Here is a 7,854-nt window from a genome sequence, read left to right as displayed (position 1 = left end):
CTCGGGCGGCAAGCGCCGCGCGGTGCTCATCGGCGGTGTCGTCGGTGCGGTGGTGGCGGTGGCCGCGCTGCTGATCGGCAGCCTGAACCAGTCGGAGTCGAACTCGCCTTCGGCGCAGGCGAATCCGCCGTCGGCCAGCGCCACGGCCACCGGCCGCGCCACCACGACGGCCCCGGCGATGGGCCGCACGCCCAGCGCGGGCACCGTCGAATGGGGACCGGCCGGTCAGCTGATCGTCTCCTTCTACAACAACCCCGGCGGCTCCTGGTCGCTGCTCACCCCGGCGGCGCAGAAGGCCTACGGCGGGGAACAGGCGTTCCGCGAGTACTGGGGCTCGCGCATCGTCGACACGTTCTCCGGCATCAACGCCGCCACCGGCTCCAACAACCCCGACGGCTCGGTGGACATGCGGCTGGCCAACCTGACGGTGGAGGGCGAGTCCAAGCAGATGGTGCTGCGGGTCGTCGACGGCGGCGGCCGCCTGCTGATCGACAGCGAAACGCGCTGATCCGCACGCGGTTGGCGTGGGGCGTTGCCGCCGCTAGCCTTTCGGCATGGAGATCAGGGGGATGCTGGCCGAGGAACGCGCCGACCTCGTCGCGTTGCTGCACGACCTGCGCGCGGAGGAGTGGCAGACGCCGTCGCTGTGCGCGGGGTGGTCGGTCCGGGATGTGGCCGGGCACCTGCTGTACGACACGGTCGCCCCGCTGACCTACGGCGGCCTCGCGGTCCGGTGCGGGTTCTCCATCGATGGGATGAACGACAGGATGGTCGACAAGGCGCGGACGCTGTCGACGGCCCAGTTGATCGACAAATTCGAGAACGCCGCGGGCACGCTCGCTCGGCTCGCCCCCGCCTTGGTGCTGGCCGACCTGTTCGTGCACCAGCAGGACATTCGCCGCCCGCTCGGTCGCATGCGCGCGATCCCGGCCGATCGGCTGCGCCGCGCGCTCGAGCATCCCGACCCGTTCGCCCACCCGGGACGCCGCAGCAAGGGGCTCCGGCTGGTGGCCACCGACCTGGACTGGGCACGCGGTAGCGGGCTGGAGGTGCGCGGTTGCGCCGAGGCGCTGGTAATGGCCGTCGCCGGCCGCACCGCGGTGCTCGACGAACTCGAAGGCGACGGAGTGGCCGAGCTGCGCCGCCGCTGACGCGCCGGGATCCCCGATCACCGGTGAATCCCGCCACGCCCCGCCTCGGCTGCGGCCGTACCCGGGCTGGCGACGGACTGGCGTTCGTTTGCGTCCACTAGGCTGGTAGCGGCAACTTTCCTGTTGTGACCAGCTGGAGACAAGGATCGACACCGACATGACATCCCGCATCGAGCTCGCCCGCGTCGACTTGCGCGGTCGTACTCCTTCCGCTGCCGAGCTGCGCTCCGCGCTGCCGCGCGGGGGAGTCGACGTGGACTCGGTGCTGCATCAGGTGCGGCCGGTGGTGGAGGCGGTCCGGGATCACGGTGTCTCGGCGGCGCTCGAGTTCGGCGAGCGGTTCGACGGCGTGATTCCCGCGACCGTGCGCGTCCCGGCCGCCGAGCTGGTCAAGGCGCTCGACGAGCTGGATCCCGCGGTGCGCGCTGCGCTCGAGGAGTCGATCGCGCGGGCCCGCGCGGTGCACGCCGATCAGCGGCGCACCGACACCACCACCCAGGTGGTGCCCGGCGGCACGGTGACCGAACGCTGGGTGCCGGTGGAACGGGTCGGGCTGTACGTGCCGGGCGGCAATGCCGTCTACCCGTCCAGCGTCGTGATGAACGTGGTGCCCGCCCAGACCGCGGGCGTCGGCTCGCTGGTGGTGGCCTCGCCGCCGCAGGCCCAGTTCGGCGGGCTCCCGCACCCGACCATCCTGGCGGCCGCGCAACTGCTCGGCGTCGAGGAGGTGTGGGCGGTCGGCGGCGCGCAGGCCGTCGCGCTGCTCACCTACGGCGGCGTCGACACCGACGGCACCGAGCTCGAGCCGGTGGACCTGATCACCGGTCCCGGCAACATCTACGTCACCGCCGCCAAGCGGCTGTGCCGCGGCCTGGTCGGCATCGACGCCGAGGCGGGTCCGACCGAGATCGCCATCCTGGCCGACGCCACCGCCGACCCGGCGCACGTGGCGGCCGACCTGATCAGCCAGGCCGAGCACGACGTGCTCGCGGCCAGCGTGCTCGTCACCGACAGCGCCGAACTCGCCGACGCGGTGGATGTCGCGCTGAGCACCCAGATGACGGTGGTCAAGCACGGGCACCGGGTGCGAGAGGCGTTGACCGGCAAGCAGTCCGGCACCGTCCTCGTCGACGACATCGAGCAGGGCCTGCGCGTGGTGAACGCCTACGCGGCCGAGCACCTGGAGATCCAGACCGCCGACGCGGCCGCGGTCGCGGGCCGGGTGCGCAGCGCGGGCGCGGTGTTCGTCGGCCCGTACGCGCCGGTGAGCCTCGGCGACTACTGCGCGGGCTCGAACCACGTGCTGCCCACCGCGGGCTGCGCCCGGCACTCCTCGGGGCTGAGCGTGCAGACCTTCCTGCGCGGCATCCACGTCGTCGAGTACACCGAGGCGGCGCTGAAGGATGTGGCCGGGCACGTGGTCGCGCTCGCCAACGCCGAGGATCTGCCCGCGCACGGCCAGGCCGTCACGGTGCGATTCGAGACCCTGTCATGACCGGTCAGCTCACCGCGCCCGGGTCGGCCATCGGGCTGGACGACCTGCCGCTGCGCGAGAACCTGCGCGGCAAGAAGCCATACGGCGCACCGCAATTGACCGTCCCGGTGCAGCTGAACACCAACGAGAATCCGCACCCGCCGAGCCGCGCGCTCGTCGACGACGTCGCCGAGTCCATCCGGGCCGCGGCCGCCGACCTGCACCGCTACCCGGATCGTGATGCGGTGGCGCTGCGCGCCGACCTGGCGGCCTACCTCGGCCGCCAGACCGGTGTCGCGGTCGACACCTCGAACGTCTGGGCCGCCAACGGCTCCAACGAGATCCTGCAGCAGCTGTTGCAGGCCTTCGGCGGACCCGGCCGCAGCGCACTGGGTTTCGTGCCCTCCTACTCGATGCACCCGATCATCTCCGAGGGCATCGACACCGAGTGGGTCGAGGCCAAACGCAACGCCGATTTCTCCCTCGACATCGACTACGCGCTGGCGGCCATCGCCGAACGCAGGCCCGACGTGGTCTTCGTGACCAGCCCGAACAACCCCACCGGGCACAGCATTCCGCAGGACGAGCTGGTGGGGATCCTGGACGCGGCGCCCGGCATCGTGGTGGTCGACGAGGCCTACGGCGAATTCTCGGCGGCACCGAGCGCGATCGCGCTGATCGACCGGTTCCCGGCCAAGCTGGTGGTGAGCCGCACCATGAGCAAGGCCTTCGCCTTCGCGGGTGGCCGCCTCGGCTACCTGGTCGCCGCGCCCGCGGTGATCGACGCGATGCTGCTGGTGCGGCTGCCCTACCACCTGTCGGTGGTCACTCAGGCCGCCGCGCGCGCGGCCCTGCGGCACGCCGACGAAACCCTCGGCAGCGTCGCGGAATTGGCGGCGCAGCGCGAGCGGGTCGCGTCCGCCCTGCGCGAGATGGGCTTCGAGGTGGTGCCGAGCGACGCCAACTTCGTGCTGTTCGGCCGGTTCGCCGACGCCCCGCGCACCTGGCAGCGGTATCTCGACCGCGGCGTGCTCATCCGCGACGTCGGCATTCCCGGCTACCTGCGCGCGACCATCGGCCTGGCCGCCGAGAACGACGAGTTCCTGCGCGTCAGCCGGGAACTGGTCGGCACCGAACTCACGCCCCGATGAACCCCGTGGAGGAAGCACCGATGAACAGGACCGCGCGGGTCGAGCGCATCACCAAGGAATCCAGCATCGTCGTCGAGCTGGACTTGGACGGCACCGGCAAGACCGAGATCTCCACCGGCGTCCCGTTCTACGACCACATGCTCACCGCGCTGGGCGCGCATGCCAGCTTCGACCTGACCGTGCGCGCCGAGGGCGACGTCGAGATCGAGGCGCACCACACGGTGGAGGACACCGCGATCGTGTTCGGGCAGGCGCTCGGCAAGGCGCTGGGCGACAAGTCCGGCATCCGGCGCTTCGGCGACGCCTTCATCCCGATGGACGAGACCCTCGCGCACGCGGCGGTCGACGTGTCAGGGCGGCCGTACTGCGTGCACACCGGCGAACCGGAACACCTGCTGCACGCGGTGATTCCGGGCAGTCCCGTGCGCGGCCGCTCCGAGCCGGGCGCGCCGTATTCCACCGTCCTCAACCGGCACGTTTTCGAGTCGATCGCGCTGAACGCCCGCATCGCGCTGCACGTGCGGGTGCTCTACGGCCGCGATCAGCACCACATCACGGAGGCCGAGTTCAAGGCCGTGGCGCGGGCGCTGCGGGCCGCCGTCGAACTCGACCCGCGGGTGAGCGGCGTGCCGTCGACGAAGGGAACGCTGTGACAACGAAATCCGTCGCCCTGCTGGACTACGGCTCCGGCAATCTGCATTCCGCGGAGCGGGCGCTGGTCCGGGCGGGCGCCCGTGTCGAGGTGACCGCCGACCCGCAGATCGCGCTGTCGGCCGACGGACTCGTCGTGCCCGGCGTCGGGGCGTTCGCGGCCTGCATGGCGGGGCTGCGCGCGGTGCGCGGCGAGCGGATCATCGGCCAGCGCCTGGCGGGCGGCCGTCCGGTGCTCGGCATCTGCGTCGGCATGCAGATCCTGTTCGAGCGCGGCGTGGAGTTCGGCGTGGAGACCGACGGGTGCGCCGAATGGCCCGGCGTGGTGGAGCGGTTGTCGGCCCCGGTGCTGCCGCACATGGGGTGGAACACCGTGTCGGCCCCGTCCGACAGCGTGCTGTTCAAAGGCATGGACGCCGACACCCGGTTCTACTTCGTGCACTCCTACGCCGCCCAGACCTGGGACCTTCCCCCGAGCGAGCACTTCGCCTCCCCGAAGCTGACCTGGGCCGAGCACGGCGTCCCGTTCCTGGCCGCCGTCGAGAACGGCGCCCTGTCCGCGACCCAGTTCCACCCGGAGAAGTCCGGCGACGCGGGCGCCCATCTTCTGCGCAACTGGATCGACTCGCTCTGATCCCGGCCTCGCGCCGCTCGGGGAATGTCCTGAGCGGCGCGTTCGCGATGGACGCTGGTCTGCCCTCGGGTTCTCGCGGGGCTCAGAAGCGGGTGCCGATCGCCCACTGTGGGGTGCTCTGCACCCGGGAAAGGCGCCAGCCCTCGGCCGTCCGCACGGCGTCGAAGCTGTAGATCTCGCCGAGGGTGTACTTCGGCTCGGTGAGCGTGGCCTCGACCACCGGCGCGAAGGTGGCCAGCAGGTTGGCGCGCACGGCGGCGGTGTCACCGCGCAGATCGACGATCACATTGCTGATGAAGTGCTGGATCCGCTTGTCGGCGGAGTGGCTGCGCCCGGCCTGGGCGATCATCGCGTCGACGCCCCGCGCGGTGCCGCCGGGCGTGGTGGCGCTGGCGTCGGCGGTGTAGATCTCACGGAAGTCCTCGAAAGCACCTTCGTCCAGCACGCGGCCGAGGCGGTCGACGAGCGCGGTGATGCGGTTGCGGTCCAGCAGTTCCCGGATTTCGTGCCGTTCGGTGTCGTCCGCCGTCGCGGTGGACGAGCAGGCGGCCAGCGCGGCGATCGGCAACAGGGCGAGCGGGAGGGCGAGGCGGATCTTCTTCATGGCGAGTGCCTTTCGCGTCAATTGTTGGTCACTCCAACGTTGATGACGCCAACGATAACAAATGTGGGTCACGCCAACAAGTGGGTTGCTAGATTGGTGCCATGGAGATCGCGCACGAGGGTGTTGCGGGCAGGCTGCGTGCGCTGCCCACCCGGCTCATCAACCAGGTGGCCTTGGTGGCCGACCGGGCATCGGAACGGGCGCTGGAGGACACCGGCTCGCGCAGACACCACTACGCCTTGCTCGTGACCTTGCGCGAGTTCGGTCCCGCGAGCCAGGCCGATCTCGGCCGCCGCACCCGCATCGACCGCAGCGACATCGTCGCGGCCCTCAACGACCTGGCCGACCGCGGCTTCGTGGAACGCAGCCCCGACCCCGGCGATCGCCGCCGCAACATCGTCACCCTCACCCGCCCCGGCGGGCGCCATCTCGACGACCTGGACGCGCGCCTCGACACCGCGCAGGACGAGTTGCTTGCCGCGCTCTCGGCCGCCGAGCGCCTGCAACTGGTCGGTCTGCTCACCCGCATCCTGGACGATCACTCGCGATCCTGACCGGGGCGCGTTTCCGCAGGCCGGAGGTGGGGTCCGGGGAGTGGCCGACTATGCTGCTCGGAGTGAGTCTTGTGCTACTACCTGCCGTCGATGTCGCCAATGGAGAGGCCGTGCGCCTCGTGCAGGGGGAGGCGGGCAGCGAGACCAGCTACGGCTCGCCTCGCGACGCCGCACTGGCTTGGCAGCAGGCGGGCGCGGAATGGGTGCACCTGGTCGATCTGGACGCGGCGTTCGGCCGCGGCTCCAACCGCGAACTGCTGGCCGAGGTGGTCGGCGAGCTCGACGTGCAAGTCGAGCTATCCGGCGGCATCCGTGACGACGCATCCCTCGAGGCGGCGCTCGCCACCGGCTGCGCCCGCGTCAACCTGGGCACCGCCGCGCTGGAGGACCCGGTGTGGTGCGCCAGCGCCATCGCGAAGCACGGTGAGCGCATCGCGGTCGGCCTCGACGTGCGCATCATCGACGGCGAGCACCGGCTGCGCGGCCGCGGCTGGGTCAGCGACGGCGGCGACCTGTGGGAGGTGCTCGAGCGCCTGGAACGCGACGGCTGCTCGCGCTACGTGGTCACCGACGTCACCAAGGACGGCACGCTGACCGGCCCGAACCTGGACCTGCTTCGCGACGTGTGCGCGGCCACCGACGCGCCGGTGGTCGCCTCCGGCGGCGTGTCCACCGTCGAGGATCTGGTCGCCATCTCCGGTCTGGTGCCCGAGGGCGTCGAGGGTGCGATCGTCGGCAAGGCGCTGTACGCGGGCAGGTTCACCCTGCCCGAGGCGCTGGCCGCGGTGCGCTGATCCGAAAACCGATGGCTGCCAACCCGATCGCCGATCTCCCCGAGTTGCTCGCCGTCGCGAGCGAGATCCTCGACGCCGCCGGTGCGCGTTTCGTCGAGGGTCTCGGCGCGCCGAGCGCGGTCACCAAGGGCCGCAACGATTTCGCCACCGAACTCGACCTGGAGCTGGAACGCACCATCAGCGAGGGGCTGGCCCTGCGCACCGGAATCGAGGTGCACGGAGAGGAGTTCGGCGGTCCGCAGCTCACCTCCGGCACCGCGTGGGTGCTCGACCCGATCGACGGCACCTTCAACTACTCCTCGGGTCACCCGCTCTCGGGCATGCTGCTCGCGCTGGTGCACGACGGCGAACCGGTGCTCGGGCTGACCTGGCTGCCGATCCTCGGCCAGCGCTACGCCGCGATGCGCGGCGGGCCGGTGCTGCTCAACGGCACACCGCTGGCGCCGCTGCCGCCCGCGAAACTGGCCGACTCGATGATCGGATTCGGCGCGTTCAACGTCGACTCCGCGGGCCGCATCCCCGGCCGCTTCCGCTTCGATCTGCTCGGCCCGCTGAGCAGGCTCTCCTCCCGGGTGCGGATGCACGGGTCCACCGGCATCGACCTGGCCTTCACCGCCGCCGGGGTGCTGGGCGGCGCGATCGTGTTCGGCCACCACCCCTGGGACAACGCGGCGGGCGTCGCGCTGGTCCGCGCGGCGGGCGGCGTGGTGACCGACCTGGCGGGCGACCCGTGGACCATCACCTCCGGGTCGGTGCTCGCGGCGGCGCCCGGGGTGCACGAAGAACTGCTCGAGATGATCTGCACGGTCGCCGATCCGTCGACCGCCGAGGAAGGATGAGC

9 protein-coding genes and 1 pseudogene are annotated in these 7,854 nt (G+C 71.4%); 9 read left to right on the top strand and 1 reads right to left on the bottom strand.

Translation table 11 applies throughout. The features are described 5' to 3' along the window. From NL1_RS38310 to hisH, 6 genes and pseudogenes are all read left to right on the top strand, one after another. Positions 1-508 (top strand): annotated as a pseudogene (locus NL1_RS38310) (serine/threonine protein kinase); the annotation flags it as partial. A gap of 46 nt (positions 509-554) precedes the next feature. Further along, the gene (locus NL1_RS30755) at positions 555-1,151 is read left to right on the top strand and encodes a maleylpyruvate isomerase family mycothiol-dependent enzyme (protein ID WP_067846766.1); all 597 of its coding nucleotides are present in this window, start codon (positions 555-557) and stop codon (positions 1,149-1,151) included. Between the two features lie 157 nt (positions 1,152-1,308). Beyond that, positions 1,309-2,646 (top strand): histidinol dehydrogenase, encoded by a 1,338-nt coding sequence (gene hisD, locus NL1_RS30750; RefSeq protein ID WP_067846763.1) that lies wholly within the window; start codon positions 1,309-1,311, stop codon positions 2,644-2,646. Continuing rightward, positions 2,643-3,776: a histidinol-phosphate transaminase gene (locus tag NL1_RS30745; protein ID WP_067846760.1), complete on the top strand. Its 1,134-nt coding sequence runs from the start codon at positions 2,643-2,645 to the stop codon at positions 3,774-3,776. Before hisD ends, NL1_RS30745 begins: the two co-directional genes overlap by 4 nt. Positions 3,777-3,796: 20 nt before the next feature. Next, entirely contained in the window at positions 3,797-4,429 is a 633-nt protein-coding gene (gene hisB / locus NL1_RS30740; protein WP_067846790.1) for an imidazoleglycerol-phosphate dehydratase HisB, read from the top strand. Next, positions 4,426-5,061, top strand: coding sequence for an imidazole glycerol phosphate synthase subunit HisH (gene hisH / locus NL1_RS30735; RefSeq protein ID WP_067846757.1), 636 nt, complete (start codon positions 4,426-4,428; stop codon positions 5,059-5,061). The genes hisB and hisH overlap by 4 nt, the downstream gene beginning before the upstream one ends. An 82-nt stretch (positions 5,062-5,143) precedes the next feature. On the opposite strand, the gene NL1_RS30730 is transcribed toward hisH, so the two are convergent. Then, positions 5,144-5,665, bottom strand: a complete 522-nt coding sequence (locus NL1_RS30730) for a nuclear transport factor 2 family protein (protein ID WP_084511162.1) — start codon at positions 5,663-5,665, stop codon at positions 5,144-5,146. 101 nt (positions 5,666-5,766) lie between these two features. Between NL1_RS30730 and NL1_RS30725 the strand changes: the two genes are divergently transcribed. The 3 genes from NL1_RS30725 (at position 5,767) to NL1_RS30715 (ending at position 7,852) form a co-directional block, all read left to right on the top strand. Next, positions 5,767-6,219: a MarR family winged helix-turn-helix transcriptional regulator gene (locus tag NL1_RS30725; RefSeq protein ID WP_067846754.1), complete on the top strand. Its 453-nt coding sequence runs from the start codon at positions 5,767-5,769 to the stop codon at positions 6,217-6,219. A 62-nt stretch (positions 6,220-6,281) separates the two neighbouring features. Then, on the top strand, positions 6,282-7,013 hold the full coding sequence (gene priA, locus NL1_RS30720; RefSeq protein ID WP_067846783.1) for a bifunctional 1-(5-phosphoribosyl)-5-((5-phosphoribosylamino)methylideneamino)imidazole-4-carboxamide isomerase/phosphoribosylanthranilate isomerase PriA: 732 nt from the start codon (positions 6,282-6,284) through the stop codon (positions 7,011-7,013). Between the two features lie 11 nt (positions 7,014-7,024). Then, entirely contained in the window at positions 7,025-7,852 is an 828-nt protein-coding gene (locus NL1_RS30715) for an inositol monophosphatase family protein (RefSeq protein WP_067846751.1), read from the top strand. Positions 7,853-7,854: the final 2 nt, after the last annotated feature.

This window comes from Nocardia lijiangensis NBRC 108240 (assembly GCF_001613045.1).
GTDB lineage: Bacteria > Actinomycetota > Actinomycetes > Mycobacteriales > Mycobacteriaceae > Nocardia > Nocardia lijiangensis.
The sequence above is the reverse complement of the archived record's forward strand: the minus strand, read 5'-3'. Positions and strand labels throughout refer to the sequence as shown.